This is a genomic window from Arcobacter sp. ISO1 (assembly GCF_058105185.1).
The window spans coordinates 2,961,705-2,978,229 of the sequence record NZ_CM176573.1; the positions used below are offsets into that span (position 1 = coordinate 2,961,705).

Consider the following 16,525-nt stretch of genomic DNA (forward strand, 5'->3'; position numbering starts at 1 on the left):
AGATTTTAACCTTAATAGACAATCAAAATTGATGCTAATTCAATACTTAAAAGTATTATTAACATTATAATAAAAATTTTTAAACTAGAAGCTACATTTATATTTTTGTTATAAGCTCTTAACTTATTTGCATAAAATATTGGTACTAACATTGTTAAAAAACTTGATATTGAAGATTTGATAAGCAATATAAATATGTTTTCTAAAGTAATTGAGTTTATAATCATATTTTTATATGTTTCTAGATTTAAATCTAAAAAAAATATTGAAACAACACAAGCACTTAAAATCATCAAAGTTGCAAACAAAAAAGAGATTAAGGGTACTAAAAAAATGCAATTAATAAGTTTTGCATTATACAAATTAAGAATATCTTTCTTATCTTCTAAATTCTCAAATCTTATTTTCTCTTGTATACTTAATCCATAAACAATAATAAAAAATAAAGTTGTAAATATTGGGGAGAATTCATTCACTATAAAAGAGATTAGTATAACTCCAATTTGTTCAACCAAATTAAATTTCATTGCAAATATAATTGCAATTAAAATCAAAATAGAACCTAATACTACAGCTAAAAATAAAAAAGAAAGAAATCTTTTTATACTGCTTTCATAAATCTCTAAAATAAGATTTTTAAACATAGTTTTATTGTAACTAAAGGGGTTTAGAATATTTAAAATAGACTCAAATATAAAGAAAATAAAACTAAAACCCTCTTTAAAAGATAGGATTGTTTTATCTCCAGTATTTTCTAAAAGTTTTAGAAACAATATATACTCTTTACTTATGGATTTTAAAATTATTACAAATTCTAACTAAATCTAGATTCAAAAAATAACATAAATTTTATACTTATGAAAATTATATCTAATTTTACAGTAAGTTTATTATGGAATAATAATGTCATATTTTTTATAAAGGAAATCTATGAAGAAGTTATTATTAGTAGTATTATCATCTATTTTAGCACTTTTTTTAGTGGGATGTGGTGAAAAAAAAGAGGACGTAAAAACACAAGTGGAACCAGAAAAAAAGGTTTTAAAAGTTGGTATGGAATTAGCTTATCCACCTTTTGAGATGAGTGATAAAGATGGAAACCCTTCTGGAGTTTCAGTTGACTTTGCTAAAGCTTTGGGTGAATATTTAGGAAGAGATGTAGTAATTGAAAATATTGCATGGGATGGACTTATTCCATCACTAAAAACTGGAAAAGTTGATTTAATAATCTCTTCTATGACAATTACAGAAGAAAGAAAAAAATCAATTGATTTTTCTATTCCTTATGCGCAATCTTCATTAGCAATTTTAGCAAATAAAAACTCAGGTATAAATTCAATAAATGATTTAAATGTTACAGGGAAAAAAGTTGCAGTAAAAAAAGGTTCAACTGGACATATCTATGCAAAAGACAATTTACCAAATGCTGAAATTTTAGTTTTTGATAAAGAAGCAGCTTGTGTTCTTGAAGTTGTTCAAGGTAAAGCTGATGGATTTATTTATGACCAATTAACAATTTATAAAAACTATGCAAAAAACATGGATACAACAATTCCATTATTACAATCTTTCCAAAAAGATTATGAGTATTGGGGAGTTGCTTTAAAACAAAACGATCCACTAAAAGAAGAGGTAAATGCCTTTATTAAAAAAGCAAAAGAAGATGGAACATTTGATACTTTTGCAAATAAATATTTAACTGATGCTAAGAAAACATTTGATGAACTTGGTATCCCATTTTTCTTCTAGGAAAAAGCTATCAAATTAAAAGATTTATTTATCCATGAATTAGGATTAAAAAAAAATAGACAAACTTCAAAGCTTGTCTATTTTTTTAATTTTATTTTTCTTATTGTATTAGTACTTATTACATTTTATTTTATGTTCAAAAATGTTTCATACAATTTTAACTGGGATAGTGTATACGAATATAGACAAAAATTTATTGATGGTTTTTTAATGACCATTGTAATCTCGTTTTTTGCTTTAATTCTAAGTTTTATAATTGGTTTATTTTTTGCCTATGCACAAAATTCTAAAATTATAATTCTTAGATTCTTTTCAAGATTTTATATAGAATTGATTCGTGGAACTCCACTTTTAGTTCAAATTTTAATATTCTTTTATGTGTTTGCAAATAATCTAGGTTTTGATAATAGATATATTGTTGGAACTGTTATTTTAGCACTTTTTGCAGGAGCTTATGTAAGTGAAATTATAAGAGGTGCAATAGAATCAGTTGATTTTGAACAATATGAAACGGCTTTGAGTCTTGGAATGACAAATTATCAAATGTATAGATATATAATTTTCCCTCAAGCATTTAGAAGAATGTTACCAGCCTTAACAGGACAATTTGCAAGTATTATAAAAGATTCATCTCTTTTATCAATTATCTCAATTAGTGAATTTACAATGAATGCCCAAGAAGTTAATGCATATACTTATTCAACTTTGGAAAGTTATATCCCTTTAGCAATTGGTTATTTACTTTTAACCTACCCTATTTCATACTATACAAACAGATTAGAGGCAAATATAAAAAAATGAAAGAACTAAATTTTTTACATAAAGACCAGTTTGATTTTGAAAAATATAAACAAATGGTAAAAGAATACCACGAACAAGACAAAGTTTTAGATTGGTTTGATTATATTTATCAAAGTGCCAATGGTGATTTTTCTAAAGTTTTTTGGGCGGATTTAGAACCAAGCCCTTTCTTAATTGAATGGTTAAAGAAAAAAATAGTTCAAAAACCAAATAAAAAAGCTTGTGTTATTGGTTGTGGTGTTGGAGATGATGCTGAAGCTTTAAGTGATTTTGGTTTTGAAGTTACAGCCTTTGATATCTCACAAACAGCAATTGAACTTTGCAAAAATAGATATCCAAACTCAAATGTCAAATATGTAGTTGCTGATTTATTTAATTACCCAAAAGAATGGTTTGATTCTTTTGATGTAGTTTATGAGTGTAATACAATTCAAGTTTTACCAAATGAATATAGAAAAAAAGCAAGGGTTTCAATGAGCTCACTTCTTGCAAAAAATGGATATATTTTAGTTTCATGTAGAAGTAGAAAAGAAGGGGAAAAAGAAGATGAAGTCCCAAAACCACTTGCAAAATCTGAACTTGATGAATTTATCACAATTGATAATATACAAGAACAAAGTTTTTTAGCTTATGATGACAAACAAATTCCAAGTGTTCCTCACTATTTTGCTGTTTATAAAAAAACAAATTTTTAGATATCCTAATTAAGTATTTAAAAGATACAATAAGGCTTAAACACACAAACTATTAAAATGAGAATATCTACTTGAAGACATTAAATAAAACAGTATTTATTTTACTTGCAATAACTGCTCTAGTCTTGTCAATTTTATTTTATAAATTAACTTTGATAAATAAAAGCAACAATCTAATAAACAATTTAGAAAATGCTATGACAACTACAAGATATCTCTTCGAAGAACAAAAAAGATATGCTTTATCTCTTTCAATAATTTTAGCTCAAGATAAAGAGTTAATAGATAGTTTTAAACAAAAGAATAGAGAGAAAAGTTTTGAAGTTGTTAATAGAAAAATTAAACTTCTTAAAAAACTACAAAACAGCCAAATCGACGTACAAATTCATAACAAAGATTTAAGCACTTATATAAGAAGTTGGAATCTATCCATAAAAGATGTTCCCCTTCAAAGTTTTCGACATGGTATTGTAAAAGCACACAAAGATAAAAAACCTATTGTTTCAATAGAATTAGGGAAAAGATTAAATATAAAAGCTATCTCCCCTTTACTTGAAAACAATGAGATAATTGGCTCAATTGAGGTTATTATTGGATTTGAGTATTTAGAACAAGAATTAAAAAAAGAGGGATTAGATACATATATTCTTTTAAATAATAAGTTTCTAAATATAGCAGATACTCTAAAAGGAAATACAAAAATAGGTCAATATACTTTAGTAAATGATAAAAATAAAGAGATAGAACCTTTAGAAGGTGAAGTTTTAAATCAACTAAATGATTATGGATATTTTACAAATGAAAACAAGGCATTTTCATATTTTTCTATATATTCATTTAAAAGGGAAAAACTAGGATATATTATAATCTCTTTAGCAAATAATGACGCTATAAAGATTAATAAATCCTATGAAAAAAACAAATTAATCAAAAGTGAAGGAGTATTAATAGAATGAAAATACTTTTACTAGAAGATGATTATGACTATAAAAATAGTATTAAAGAGTATCTTGAAACACTAAATTATGAAGTTGATGATTTTGACAATGGGGATGAAGCTTATGATGCAATTTTTGAAAAAAGCTATCAACTACTAATTTTAGATATTAGAGTCCCTGGAATAAATGGTTATGAGATAGTAAAAGCTTTAAGAAAAGATAATAATGATATTCCAGTTATATTTATAACTTCACTAACTGATATAAACAATCTTAGTATGGGGTATGAGTTAGGTTGTAATGATTATATAAAAAAACCTTTTTCACCAAAAGAGTTAAAGTATCGTATAGAACAACTAATAAAAACATTTTATTTTAATACTAACCATAAAAAAATAAAGATAAAAGATCACTTCTTTTATGATATTTTAAATAAACAACTTTTTAAAGATGAAGAAAAAATCAATTTTACAAAAAAAGAGGAAGATATAGTTTTTTTGCTAATAAGTTGTAAAAACTCTTTTGTAAGTATAAATCAATTAAGAGAAGAGATATGGGATGGGAAATATATGAATGAGGCTGATATTAGAGTATTTATAAAAAACATCAGAGATAAAACCTCAAAAGATTTTATCGAAACAAAAAGGGGTATAGGTTATAAAATTGAAAGAACTTGTAAATAAAAACCATCTAATAAAACTATCTATTGCCTATGCTTTAGTTATCATCATACTAATTTTTATACCTACATATTTTTATACAAAAAGTGAAATAAAAAACTATGAACTCAATCAAGAAAACCTTGTAAAACAGTATGGTTTAAATATACAAAGAGCTATATATGATTTTACAAACTCTAAAAATGATATTTTTTATTTTCCAAAATCTTTTAATATAAATGCATATATCTATAACATTGATAACAAACTCATATATGCATCTTCAAATAAAGAAATTTCAAATGATAAAAACTATATTACAAAAAAATTAACACTCAACAAAAATAGATTAAAAGCAAAAACACTAATAATAAGTAAAAAACTAAATCTAAGTGAAATATATCTAAAAATATCAATCTTAGTTTTAAGTGTTGGATTATTTACATTTATAAGTGCTTACTTAATACTAAAACAAACTGTTACACCATACAAAAAAGCCAATAAATACTTAGATAGATTTTTCAATGATGCTATGCATGAACTTAAAACTCCACTTGGAATACTACAATTAAATCTAGAATTACTTGAAGAAAAATATGAAGAATCAAAGGAAGTAAAAAGATCACTAAATGCAGTTAAAAATCTACAACTAACCTATGAAGATATAGAATATCTTATGAAGCAAGATATAGTTTCATACACAAAAGAAAACTTAGATTTTTCTATATTTTTAAAACAACGAATTAATATATTTAAAGGTCTTGCCTACTCAAAAAAGATTTCAATAAATGAGAATATTGATGATAATATAAATGTTAATATAAACAGAATTGAACTTCAAAGAGTAATTGATAATACAATTTCTAATGCTATAAAATATTCCAATGAATCATCACAAATAAATATATCATTAAGAAAAAATACAAAAGAGCAAACGCTTTTTAGCGTAGAAGATTTTGGTAAAGGGATAAAAGATACATCAAAAATATTCCATAGATACCATAGAGAAGAGACTATTCAAGGTGGTTTTGGCATTGGACTTAATATCGTTAAAAATATTTGCGACAAAAATCACATACAAATAGATATAAAGACCAAACTAAACTCAGGTACAAACTTCACATACATATTTTCTTAATATTTTCTTAAAATAACTTTCTAGAAACCAACTTTTAATTTATATTCAATTGTTAACATTTAAAAAATTAAAAGGAGAAGAAAAATGAAATTTTTAATTTCTATACTACTTTTGGCAACAATTTCGTTTGCAACTGAAATGTTAGCACCAAAAAATTATCCAGCAGGTGAAGTTGGAAAACTTGTAAAATTAGGTGAGGATATTGTAAATAATACAGATACACATCCTCTAACAAAAGACTTTGTAGGGAATAAACTACAATGTAAAAGTTGTCACTTAAAAGGTCCTGATGGAAAAGTTGGAACAGGAAAAGGTATTTCTAGTTGGGTTGGTACAGCTGCAGCATTTCCTGCTTGGTCAAAAAGAGAAAAAACAGTTCAATCTTTACAAGATAGATCAAATAACTGTTTTATGAGAAGTATGAATGGTAAAAGACTTATTGTAGATTCTAAAGCTAGTATGGCTATCGCAGCTTATATTACTTGGTTATCAGAAGGAACTCCTCTTAAAATGAACGAAAAAGGTCCATGGAGTACTCATAATACAAAACTATATCCAAAAGGTGTAAAACACTTTAAAGCAATTCAGAAAAAAGCAACACATAAAAACTATTTGGCTGGTAAAGATGTGTATGCTAAAAAATGTGCTTCATGTCATGGACAAAATGGAGAAGGAGTAGCAGTATTTCCTCCATTATGGGGAAAAGATGCAAATGGAAAATGGTTAAGTTACAATACAGGAGCTGGTATGAGTAAACTTGATAAAGCTGCTTCATGGGTTAGATCAAATATGCCATTAGGACAAGGTGGAAGTTTAACAGACCAAGAAGTTGCGGATGTAGTTCTATTTATAGATGCACAAGAAAGAGCACCATTTAACCTTCAAAAAATGTTATTACCAAAAGAAGAGATGGGATACTATAACTCAGTAGTGTTAGAAGAAAAGCACACAGTAGAAAGCAATTTTAAAGCTTTAGGACTTGATTTACAAAAAATCAAAACTGGTAAATAATCAAATCTTTCAGGGGTATTTGCCCTTGAAAGACATAATAACTAACAAAATTATATAACAACATTTTCTTTCTATATTTCCAAACAAAATCTTAATCTTTTAAACTTAGTTAAATCTCTTAATTTTCTTTTAATGAACATATGTTAAATTTACATTATACAAATAAGACAAATTTTGTCCTATTTTAAAAAGGAGTCGATATGAGCGACAATAGCCAAATAAAAGATTTATTAAAAAAAGAATATAAACTTGGATTTGAAACACTAATTGAAAGTGATACATTTCCAGTTGGATTAAATGAAAATGTAATAAAAGCAATATCAAAAAAGAAGAATGAGCCAGAGTGGCTATTAGAATTTAGATTAAAAGCTTATAAAAGATGGCAAAAAATGGAAGAGCCTAGTTGGGCAAATTTGAGATACCCTCAAATTGATTATAATGATATTTCATACTATTCTGCGCCAAAAAAAGCTCTTGATAGTTTAGATGAAGTAGACCCTGAGATTTTAAAAACATATGAAAAACTTGGTATTCCACTTGAAGAGCAAAAAATGCTTGCAGGTGTTGCAGTTGATGCAGTATTTGACTCTGTTTCAGTAAAAACTACTTTTCAAGATGAACTTGAAAAACTAGGAATTATATTTTGTTCTATTTCTGAAGCAGCACATAATCATCCAGAAATTTTAAAAAAATATTTAGCATCAGTTGTAAGTACAGGTGATAATTATTTTGCAGCATTAAATAGTGCAGTATTCACAGATGGAAGTTTTGTATATATTCCACCAAATACTAGATGTCCAATGGAACTATCAACATATTTTAGAATAAATGCATTAAACACAGGTCAGTTTGAAAGAACACTTATTATTTGTGATGAAGGTTCATATGTTTCATACAATGAAGGTTGTTCAGCTCCACAAAGGGATGAAAGACAACTTCATGCAGCTGTAGTTGAACTTGTGGCACTTGACAATGCACAAATTAAGTACTCAACTATCCAAAACTGGTATCCAGGTAATGATGATGGTCAAGGTGGTATTTTAAACTTTGTTACAAAAAGAGGTTTATGCCAAGGTGAGAATTCAAAAATCTCTTGGACTCAAGTTGAAACAGGTTCTCTTGTAACTTGGAAATACCCATCATGTGTTTTAAAAGGTAAAAATTCTGTTGGTGAATTTTATTCTGTTGCAATTTCAAGTCATGCTCAACAAGCAGATACTGGAACTAAAATGATTCACTTAGGTGAAAATACAAAATCAACAATTATCTCAAAGGGTATTTCAGCCATGAAAGGTGTAAATGCCTATAGAGGATTAGTAAGAGTTGGTAAAAAAGCAAAAAATGCTAGAAATATTAGTGAGTGTGATTCACTTCTAATTGGAAATACTTCTAAAGCTCATACCTATCCATATCATGAGATAAAAAACCCTAGTGCAAAAATAGAGCATGAGGCAACAACATCAAAAATTTCTGATGAGCAATTGTTTTATTTACAACAAAGAGGGATAGATGAAGAAGATGCCATTGCAATGATTGTAAATGGTTTTTGTAAAGAGGTTTTAAAAGAGTTACCAATGGAGTTTGCAGCAGAAGCTAAAGAATTATTAAGTATATCACTTGAAGGAAGCGTTGGTTAGAGACAACTCGTTGTCTCCTTTAGAATTTGCTTCTTTAGGTATGGCTTTGCCATGCCGTTAAAAGAAGTTATTAAAGATAAGGTTCCCTTGAAAAATGGAACATTTTTAAAGGAATATATAATGTTAAAAGTAAATGATTTAAAAGTTAATATAAATGAAAAAGAGATTTTAAAAGGTTTAGATTTAGAAATAAACCCAGGTGAAGTTCATGTTCTAATGGGACAAAATGGTGCAGGTAAATCTACACTTGTAAAAACACTAAGTGATCATTATGATTGTGAAGTTGTTGATGGGAAAATGGTTTATAAAGATAAAGATTTGATGGAACTAGACGTAAGTGAAAGAGCAAAAGAGGGAATATTTCTAAGCTTTCAAAACCCTGTTGAAGTTCCAGGAGTGAATAATAGCTATTTTCTAAAAACAGCAGTAAATGAAAAAAGAAAACATCAAGGTGAAGATGAACTTGATGCAATGGATTTTCTAAAGTTTACAAAAGAAGAACTTGGAAAATTTGATATAGATAGAAAACTATTACAAAGAGATTTAAATGATGGTTTTTCTGGTGGTGAGAAAAAAAGAAATGAATTAGTTCAACTTCTTTTATTAAAACCAGATTTAATTATGCTTGATGAGATTGATTCAGGACTTGATGTGGATGCTGTTAAAACAGTTGCAACAGTGGTAAATGATTTATTAAAAGATAAAACTAAATCACTTTTAATGATTACACACTATGACAAACTATTATCTGCTATTAAACCTGATTTTGTACATATTATGCATGATGGGAAAATCGTTAAAACAGGAGATTATAACCTTGCACTTGAATTAGACGCAAATGGTTATGAAGCAATAGGGATAAAAGATGAAGCTAATTAATTTGAAAAACGAAGAACTTTTAATTGATAAAAATACAATAGAACCTCTTGTTATCTCATATGATTTGAAAAAAGAGGGTCATAATAAAATTAGGATAAAACTAAAAAAGGGAATAAAAGCATCAATAATTGAAATATTCTCTGGTGGAAATTCTATTGGAGAATATGAAAGAGAATTGATTATTGAAGATGGTGCAAGTTTAGAATATTTAAAATACCAAACCTTAGATAAAAAAAGTGTAGTTGATTTTAATTATAAAATTAACTTAGGTGAGGAAAGTAAGATAAATATGATTAACCTAGAGTTTGGTGAAGGTTCTACAAAAAGTACTTATGAAACACCTCTAGATAGTGAGAATGCAAGCTTCAATGTAAATGGTTTAGTAAAGATTTACAATGATAGTGATTCTAAATCTATTTTTAGAACTATACATAATGCACCAAATTCATTTAGTAATATTGCCTATAAACATTTATTAAGTGATAAGGTAAAAGCAACATTTGATGCAAAATCAATTGTAAATGAAAAAGCTTTAAACTCTAAAGTATTTCAAAACTCTGAAACTTTACTGTTAAGTGAAGATGCTGTGATTTTTGCGCAGCCACATTTAGAGATTAATATTGATGAACTAGAAGCTGCACATGGTGCTACAACGGGTAGTTTAGATGAAGAACAGATGTTTTATCTACAAGCTAGAGGTATCTCAAAAGAAAATGCAAGGGATATGTTATTAAAAGCTGTAGAGAATAAAATTTACGATAAAATTGAAGATATAAAAATAAAAGAGTTTATTAAAAATCAAAAAAGGAGTTAGTTGTGTTTAAAAAAGATTTTCCATTTTTTACTAACTCACAAACAGTTTATTTAGACAATGGAGCAACCACACAAAAGCCAAAACGTGTAATTGACTCTCAAGTTGAATATTATGAAAAGTATTGTGCAAATACTCATAGAAGCTCTTTTGGTGATGCAAATAAAGCTACTACTAACTATGAAGAGAGCAGAAAAATTTTAAAAGAGTTTATAAATGCTTCATCAAAAGAGGAGATTATATTTACCAAAGGAGTAACTGAATCAATAAATTTTATTGCTTCTTCATATGCAAAAAAATTTAAAACAGTTATTATTTCTAGCTTAGAACATCACTCAAATATTGTTCCATGGCATATGCAAGGAAGAACTTTAGGTGATGGTTTAGAAGTTGTAAATTGTGATGATAATTTAAACTTTGATTTTGTTCATTTTGAAAAGCTTTTAGAAGATAACCCTAAATCATTTGTATCAATTACTCACATTTCAAATGCTTTTGGAGTAATTCATGATATCAGAAGAATCATTGACTTAACACATAAATATGATAGTGTTATTTTAATAGATGGGGCACAAAGTTTAACACATACAAGTATAGATGTTCAAGTTTTAGATGTAGATTTTTTTGCAATATCTGGACATAAATCATTTGGACCAACAGGAGTTGGTGCTTTATTTATAAAAGAAAAGTTTTTAGAAGAGTTTGATCCTTATCAAACAGGTGGAGCCACAATTGATAAAGTTGATTATGCTAGTTCCACACTTTTACCAAGTCCTTATAAGTTTGAGGCTGGAACTCAAAATATAGCTGGAGTTATTGGTTTTGGTGAGGCATTAAAATTTATCAGTCAAGTGGGATATGTAAATATACAAACTATAGAAAAAGATGTATATCAATACTTAGATTTAAAATTGAGAGAACTTCCTAACATAATCTTTTATAATAATATTGAAAACTCAATTGCAAGTAGAAGTTTTAATTTTGAAAATATTTCCCATGATGACATAGGAATACTACTTGATAAAATGGGTGTTGCAGTAAGAGTTGGACACCACTGTGCACAACCTGTTATGAATAAACTTGGAATAAAAGGGACAATTAGAGTTTCCCTTGCATTTTATAATGAATATAAAGATGTGGACAAATTAATAGAAAGCTTGAAAAGAGCTTTGAGTATGTTAGAGTAAAGGATAATATCTATGAGTATTGAAAATAAAGTTGAAAGTATAAAAGAAGATTTAGATTTTTTTGAAGATGAACTACAAAAATATGAATATATTATAGACCTAGGGAAAAAGCTAGAACCCCTTGAAGATGAGTATAAAACTGCTTCAAATATAGTTCATGGATGTACTTCTCAAGTATGGCTTGTATGTGAAGAAAGAGATGGAAAACTTTATTTTAAAGGTACTTCCGATGCAATTATTGTAAAAGGCTTAATTTACATAATTTTAGAGATCTTTTCAGGGCTTGAAAAACAAACATTAAAAGATGTAGATATGGACATAGTTTATGAATTAGGTCTTAGTGAAGTTATTACACCTAACAGACAAAGTGGTGTAATTGGTATGATAAAAAAGATAAAAGAGTATGCAAACTCTTAAATATAAGAGGACTTAATATGTTAAATGAAGAATTAGAAAAAAAATTAAAAGAAGAATTAGAAGAAAGATATAGAAATATTTATGACCCAGAGATTCCAGCAAATATTTATGATCTAGGATTAATATATAGTGTTACATTTGAAGAAAATGGAAACTATTTATATGCAAATGTAGAGATGACACTAACTTCACCTGCATGTCCAGTTGCAGAATCACTTGTTGAACAAGTAAGATATGCAACATCAGGGGTTGACTTAATTGATGAAGCCTATGTTAAACTTACCTTTGATCCGCCATGGGATCCTAGTATGATGAGTGATGATGCAAAAGAAGTTATGGGAGCAAGTGGCGCAGCAGTTTTTTAAAATAACTACTTAAAAATTTAATATACACTTTTAGGAAAATATTGTTATAGTTATTTAATGAAGAAAAAACAACTTTTTATAATTATATATACTATAACAATACTCCTATCAGTTATGTATGCAACACAACCTTTACAACCACTTTTATCAAATGAGTTTGATATATCTATAGTAAAAGCATCATCTTTTACAGCTGTAATAATGCTTTTTTTAGCAATATCACCAATTTTTTATGGATATATTCTTGAATCAGTCAAAATAAAAACTGTACTTATAATCGCCTCTTCAATACTTCTTATAACAAATCTAATTTTAGGTTTTGTGAATAATTATGAACTTTTTTTAACAATAAGAACTATTGAAGCAATTGTAATTCCTGCAATTTTAACTGGATGTATGGCAATACTTGCAAAAGATAAAGAAAACACAAAATTAAATATGTCAATTTATGTTGCTGCAACTGTTTTTGGTGGATTAGTAGGAAGAGTCTTTTCAGGATTTATAGCAGAAGAGTTTGGCTGGAGAGTAGTTTTCTTTTCATTGTCTTTGGCCTTATTAATTGGACTTTTTTTTATCAAATCACTAAATTTTGAAGATGACGCTAATTTAGTTAAACCAAAACTTCAAGATATTGTAAATATCTTAAAAGACAAAAGGTTTGTAATAATCTATTTACAAATGTTTATTATCTTTTTTGTTTTTGCAGGGCTTTTAAATATCCTTCCTTTTAGAGTAAAAGAACTTGACCCAAATGTTAGTGAAACACAAGTTGGACTTTTATACTTAGGTTATGGAATGGGTATATTAATATCTTTATTTATACATAAAATTGTAAACTTTTTTAAAAAAGAATTACGTGCAATTATGGCTGGAATACTTTTATTTATAGTCTCAACAAGTATGTTCTTATCAACTAACCCTTTATTTTTATTTTCATTGGTTTTCTTATTTTGTATTGGGATGTTTACTATTCATACCCTTTCAACTAGAATTGCAAACTCTTTAAAAACTTCACAAAAAGCTTTAACATCAGGAATGTATCTAAGCTTTTACTATTTAGGTGGGGCAGTTGGTTCTATCATACCTTCAATTGTTTATGCAAAACTCGGATGGGATTTTACAATTTACATGTTTTTAGGATTATTAGTTTTTGCATTTTTATTTGTGTTCTTTAATAGAAATAGATTTAAAGCATTTAACTAAAATATCTAAATAAAAAGAAAATTATTTTTATTAAAAAATAGCTTTAGAATACTATATATTTTATATTTGATTTTAGCTATGTAAAAATTTTTAATATAACTTTTACTTTTAAAAATATATTTCAAAGAGTTTAAAATCTGTTTTTCTTATTGTTTTTTAAAATATCTATGATTTTAAAATTATAAGAATAAATTATATTCTTCATTAAGTGCAAATTTGACAACTAGATTATATATAATATTTTTACAAATTTTTTAAATTTTACATTAACTTTTTCTTTAGATTTTTTTAGTATTATGAGCATTCATTTATTTTAAAGAGGTTAGATATGGACGTTTATACGAAGGCAAATTCAAAAATCATTTTTTTATGTTTTTTAATTGCAACAACAGCTACATTAGGAAGTTTATTTTTTAGTGAGATAATGCAATTTATTCCATGCAATATGTGTTGGTATCAAAGAATTTTTATGTATCCACTTGTTTTTATATTTTTGGTAAATCTATTATATCCAGATGACAAAGTATTTAAATATGCCATTACTTTAGTTTTTATAGGTTTAATTATCTCGATTTATCATAACCTTTTAATGTTTGGTATTATTCCAGAATCAGCTGTTCCTTGTGCAAATGGAGTACCTTGCTCAACTGAGTATATAAACTGGTTTGGTTTTGTTACTATTCCACTTTTATCTATGGTATCATATTTAGCAATTTTTATATTATTAATATCGATTAAAAAATAACTTGGAGAATATATGCAAAATAAAAATATAGTTTTTATTTCAATAGCAATTTTAATAATTGCTTTTTTTGGAGGAGCATACTTTTATAAAAATGCTCAATCAGAACAAAGTGTTGCTTTAGCAAAAGAGCAAGCTTTATTGTTTCAAAGGCCTTACTCATATGTAATTGGTAATAAAGATGCAAAGGTTCAATTAGTTGAATTTTTTGACCCAGCTTGTGGAACTTGTGCCCAATTTCATCATCTGACAAAAACTTTGTTAACAAAATATAATGGTGATGTTAAAATAGTACTTAGATATGCACCTTTTCACAAAAATTCTCATTACGCAGTAAAAATGCTTGAAGGAGCAAGAGAGCAAGGTAAATTTATGGAAACATTAGAATTTATGTTTGCAACGCAAAGACAATGGATTAAACATCATGAAGTTCAAGCTAATATGCTTTGGAATTTACTTCCAAATGTTAAAGGTTTAGATATGGAAAAACTTGGAGAATTTATGAATAGTTCAAAAGGTGATGAAATAGTAAAACAAGATCTTGCAGATGCTGAGAAATTGGGGGTTACAAAGACACCTGGTTATATAGTAAATGGTAAACCTTTACAGAAATTTGGCTTTGAACCTCTAAAAAAACTAATTGAATCAGAATTGTAAACAAAAAAATCATATAATACCACCAAAGGTATTATATGAAAAAAGAAATTGGAATTTTAGCACACATATCATCATTACCAAATGATTATGTTATCGGAACATTAGGACGTGAAAGTTATCGATTTATTGATATCCTTTCAAAAAACGATATTACTATATGGCAAATTTTGCCAATTAATCCAACTGAAAATGATCATTCACCCTACTCATCAGTTTGCTCCTTTGCAGGAAACTTATCATTTATCGATTTTGAAGAGTTCCTTGAAAATAAACTTATTTCAGAAGAGGAAATAAATAATCTAGAAAGAAAAGAAGATGATAGTTTTGAAAGTGAAGAAACATTAGAATATAAAAAAACACTTTTAAGAAAAATATTTTCAAAGACAACATTAGATGAAGATTTTCAAAATTTTACAGAACAAAATAGATTTTGGCTAGATGATTATGCTTTATTTTTAACATTACAAGAAAAACTTGATGAAAAACTTTTTTATAATTGGCCAATAGAAATTGCAAAAAAAGAACTTACTAACCCTATAATACAAGAGATATTAAAAGAAGAAAATGAATTAAACTATCATAAATTTACCCAATATGTATTTTTCAAACAATATATGAAACTAAAAAACTATGCAAATAGCAAAGGTGTAAAAATATTTGGGGATCTTCCTATTTATGTATCAAAAAATAGTTCTGATGTTTGGGGAGACCAAGAGATTTTTTTATTAGATACAGATATGCAACCAAAACTAAAAGCTGGTGTTCCACCTGACTATTTTAGTGAAGATGGACAATCATGGGGTAACCCTGTTTATGATTGGGAGAACAACAAAGAAAATGTACTTTCTTGGTGGACACAAAGGGTAAAATATAGTTTAGAACTTTTTGATTTAGTTAGAATTGATCATTTTAGAGGACTTGAAAGTTTTTGGGTAATTCCTAAAGATGATGAAACAGCAATAAATGGTTGGTGGCAAAAGTGTTATGGAGATGAACTATTTCAAAGATTAAAAGAGGAATTAGGAGAGAACCTGCCAATTATAGCAGAAGACTTAGGAGAAATAACCCCAGAAGTAAATGCCTTGAGAGAAAAGTATAAACTACCGGGAATGAAAATCTTAGCCTTTGCATATGATGGGAATAAGGACAACCCTTATTTACCTGAAAACTGTGAAGAAAACTCTATTTCATATATTGGAACCCATGATAATAATACTTTGATTGGTTGGAAAAATGAGCTTTTAAATAAGGATGATAAAGAGGAAATAAATAGAATATTATCAGCTTTAAATATCAACTCAATGGATGAATTTGAAAATGCCCTAATTGAAACTTTAATAGAAACAAAATCAAAAATTTCTGTTATATCAATTCAAGATATTTTATTACTTGATGAAAACTATAGAATGAACATACCTGGTGTTGCAAAAGGGAACTGGACTTACAGAATGAAAACTGATGAACTAAATGAGAATATGATTAATTTAAGAGGGAAAAAGATATAAACTTTTTCCTTCTTTGAAGAAGACTAAAAACTTGTACTAATAAACCCGATTGCTGCAAAAGAGATTGCAACAAATAAAATTACATTTCTTACCATTTCCATAATTTATCCTTTGATAATTGTTTAAATAAT

The 16,525-nt window shown here is 27.2% G+C and carries 18 protein-coding genes; 17 read left to right on the forward strand and 1 reads right to left on the reverse strand.

All coding sequences use genetic code 11. From position 1 onward, the window contains the following. Window positions 1-11: 11 nt before the first annotated feature. Entirely contained in the window at window positions 12-773 is a 762-nt protein-coding gene (locus AC2TY9_RS14715) for an ABC transporter permease (protein WP_489778274.1), read from the reverse strand. A gap of 157 nt (window positions 774-930) precedes the next feature. Between AC2TY9_RS14715 and AC2TY9_RS14720 the strand changes: the two genes are divergently transcribed. The 17 genes from AC2TY9_RS14720 to malQ all read left to right on the forward strand — a co-directional run bounded on the left by AC2TY9_RS14720 (window position 931) and on the right by malQ (window position 16,394). Next, entirely contained in the window at window positions 931-1,749 is an 819-nt protein-coding gene (locus tag AC2TY9_RS14720) for a transporter substrate-binding domain-containing protein (protein WP_489778275.1), read from the forward strand. Between the two features lie 132 nt (window positions 1,750-1,881). Beyond that, window positions 1,882-2,550 (forward strand): amino acid ABC transporter permease, encoded by a 669-nt coding sequence (locus AC2TY9_RS14725; protein WP_489778276.1) that lies wholly within the window; start codon window positions 1,882-1,884, stop codon window positions 2,548-2,550. Next, window positions 2,547-3,245, forward strand: a complete 699-nt coding sequence (locus tag AC2TY9_RS14730; RefSeq protein ID WP_489778277.1) for a class I SAM-dependent methyltransferase — start codon at window positions 2,547-2,549, stop codon at window positions 3,243-3,245. The genes AC2TY9_RS14725 and AC2TY9_RS14730 overlap by 4 nt, the downstream gene beginning before the upstream one ends. 71 nt (window positions 3,246-3,316) lie before the next feature. Beyond that, window positions 3,317-4,201 carry a cache domain-containing protein gene (locus AC2TY9_RS14735; RefSeq protein WP_489778278.1) on the forward strand — a complete coding sequence of 295 codons (885 nt, stop codon included), beginning with the start codon at window positions 3,317-3,319 and terminating at the stop codon, window positions 4,199-4,201. Next, window positions 4,198-4,866 carry a response regulator transcription factor gene (locus tag AC2TY9_RS14740; protein ID WP_489778279.1) on the forward strand — a complete coding sequence of 223 codons (669 nt, stop codon included), beginning with the start codon at window positions 4,198-4,200 and terminating at the stop codon, window positions 4,864-4,866. The genes AC2TY9_RS14735 and AC2TY9_RS14740 overlap by 4 nt, the downstream gene beginning before the upstream one ends. Next, window positions 4,847-5,980, forward strand: a complete 1,134-nt coding sequence (locus AC2TY9_RS14745; protein ID WP_489778280.1) for a sensor histidine kinase — start codon at window positions 4,847-4,849, stop codon at window positions 5,978-5,980. The genes AC2TY9_RS14740 and AC2TY9_RS14745 overlap by 20 nt, the downstream gene beginning before the upstream one ends. A gap of 84 nt (window positions 5,981-6,064) precedes the next feature. Continuing rightward, the gene (locus tag AC2TY9_RS14750; protein WP_489778281.1) at window positions 6,065-6,991 is read left to right on the forward strand and encodes a c-type cytochrome; all 927 of its coding nucleotides are present in this window, start codon (window positions 6,065-6,067) and stop codon (window positions 6,989-6,991) included. Window positions 6,992-7,191: 200 nt separating this feature from the next. Beyond that, window positions 7,192-8,628: a Fe-S cluster assembly protein SufB gene (gene sufB / locus AC2TY9_RS14755; protein ID WP_489778282.1), complete on the forward strand. Its 1,437-nt coding sequence runs from the start codon at window positions 7,192-7,194 to the stop codon at window positions 8,626-8,628. Window positions 8,629-8,679: 51 nt separating this feature from the next. Continuing rightward, the gene (gene sufC, locus AC2TY9_RS14760; RefSeq protein WP_489778283.1) at window positions 8,680-9,507 is read left to right on the forward strand and encodes a Fe-S cluster assembly ATPase SufC; all 828 of its coding nucleotides are present in this window, start codon (window positions 8,680-8,682) and stop codon (window positions 9,505-9,507) included. Further along, window positions 9,494-10,321 carry a SufB/SufD family protein gene (locus AC2TY9_RS14765; protein ID WP_489778284.1) on the forward strand — a complete coding sequence of 276 codons (828 nt, stop codon included), beginning with the start codon at window positions 9,494-9,496 and terminating at the stop codon, window positions 10,319-10,321. The genes sufC and AC2TY9_RS14765 overlap by 14 nt, the downstream gene beginning before the upstream one ends. Window positions 10,322-10,323: 2 nt before the next feature. Continuing rightward, a complete protein-coding gene (locus AC2TY9_RS14770) occupies window positions 10,324-11,505 on the forward strand; it encodes an aminotransferase class V-fold PLP-dependent enzyme (protein ID WP_489778285.1) in 1,182 nt (393 codons plus the stop codon). Between the two features lie 12 nt (window positions 11,506-11,517). Beyond that, window positions 11,518-11,922, forward strand: coding sequence for a SufE family protein (locus AC2TY9_RS14775; protein WP_489778286.1), 405 nt, complete (start codon window positions 11,518-11,520; stop codon window positions 11,920-11,922). Between the two features lie 17 nt (window positions 11,923-11,939). Next, window positions 11,940-12,287 (forward strand): metal-sulfur cluster assembly factor, encoded by a 348-nt coding sequence (locus AC2TY9_RS14780; RefSeq protein ID WP_489778288.1) that lies wholly within the window; start codon window positions 11,940-11,942, stop codon window positions 12,285-12,287. Between the two features lie 57 nt (window positions 12,288-12,344). Continuing rightward, the gene (locus tag AC2TY9_RS14785; protein ID WP_489778289.1) at window positions 12,345-13,490 is read left to right on the forward strand and encodes an MFS transporter; all 1,146 of its coding nucleotides are present in this window, start codon (window positions 12,345-12,347) and stop codon (window positions 13,488-13,490) included. Window positions 13,491-13,818: 328 nt separating this feature from the next. Then, on the forward strand, window positions 13,819-14,235 hold the full coding sequence (locus tag AC2TY9_RS14790; RefSeq protein ID WP_489778290.1) for a disulfide oxidoreductase: 417 nt from the start codon (window positions 13,819-13,821) through the stop codon (window positions 14,233-14,235). Between the two features lie 12 nt (window positions 14,236-14,247). After that, window positions 14,248-14,889, forward strand: a complete 642-nt coding sequence (locus AC2TY9_RS14795) for a DsbA family protein (RefSeq protein WP_489778291.1) — start codon at window positions 14,248-14,250, stop codon at window positions 14,887-14,889. Window positions 14,890-14,924: 35 nt separating this feature from the next. Continuing rightward, window positions 14,925-16,394, forward strand: a complete 1,470-nt coding sequence (gene malQ / locus AC2TY9_RS14800; RefSeq protein WP_489778292.1) for a 4-alpha-glucanotransferase — start codon at window positions 14,925-14,927, stop codon at window positions 16,392-16,394. The last annotated feature ends 131 nt before the right edge of the window (window positions 16,395-16,525 follow it).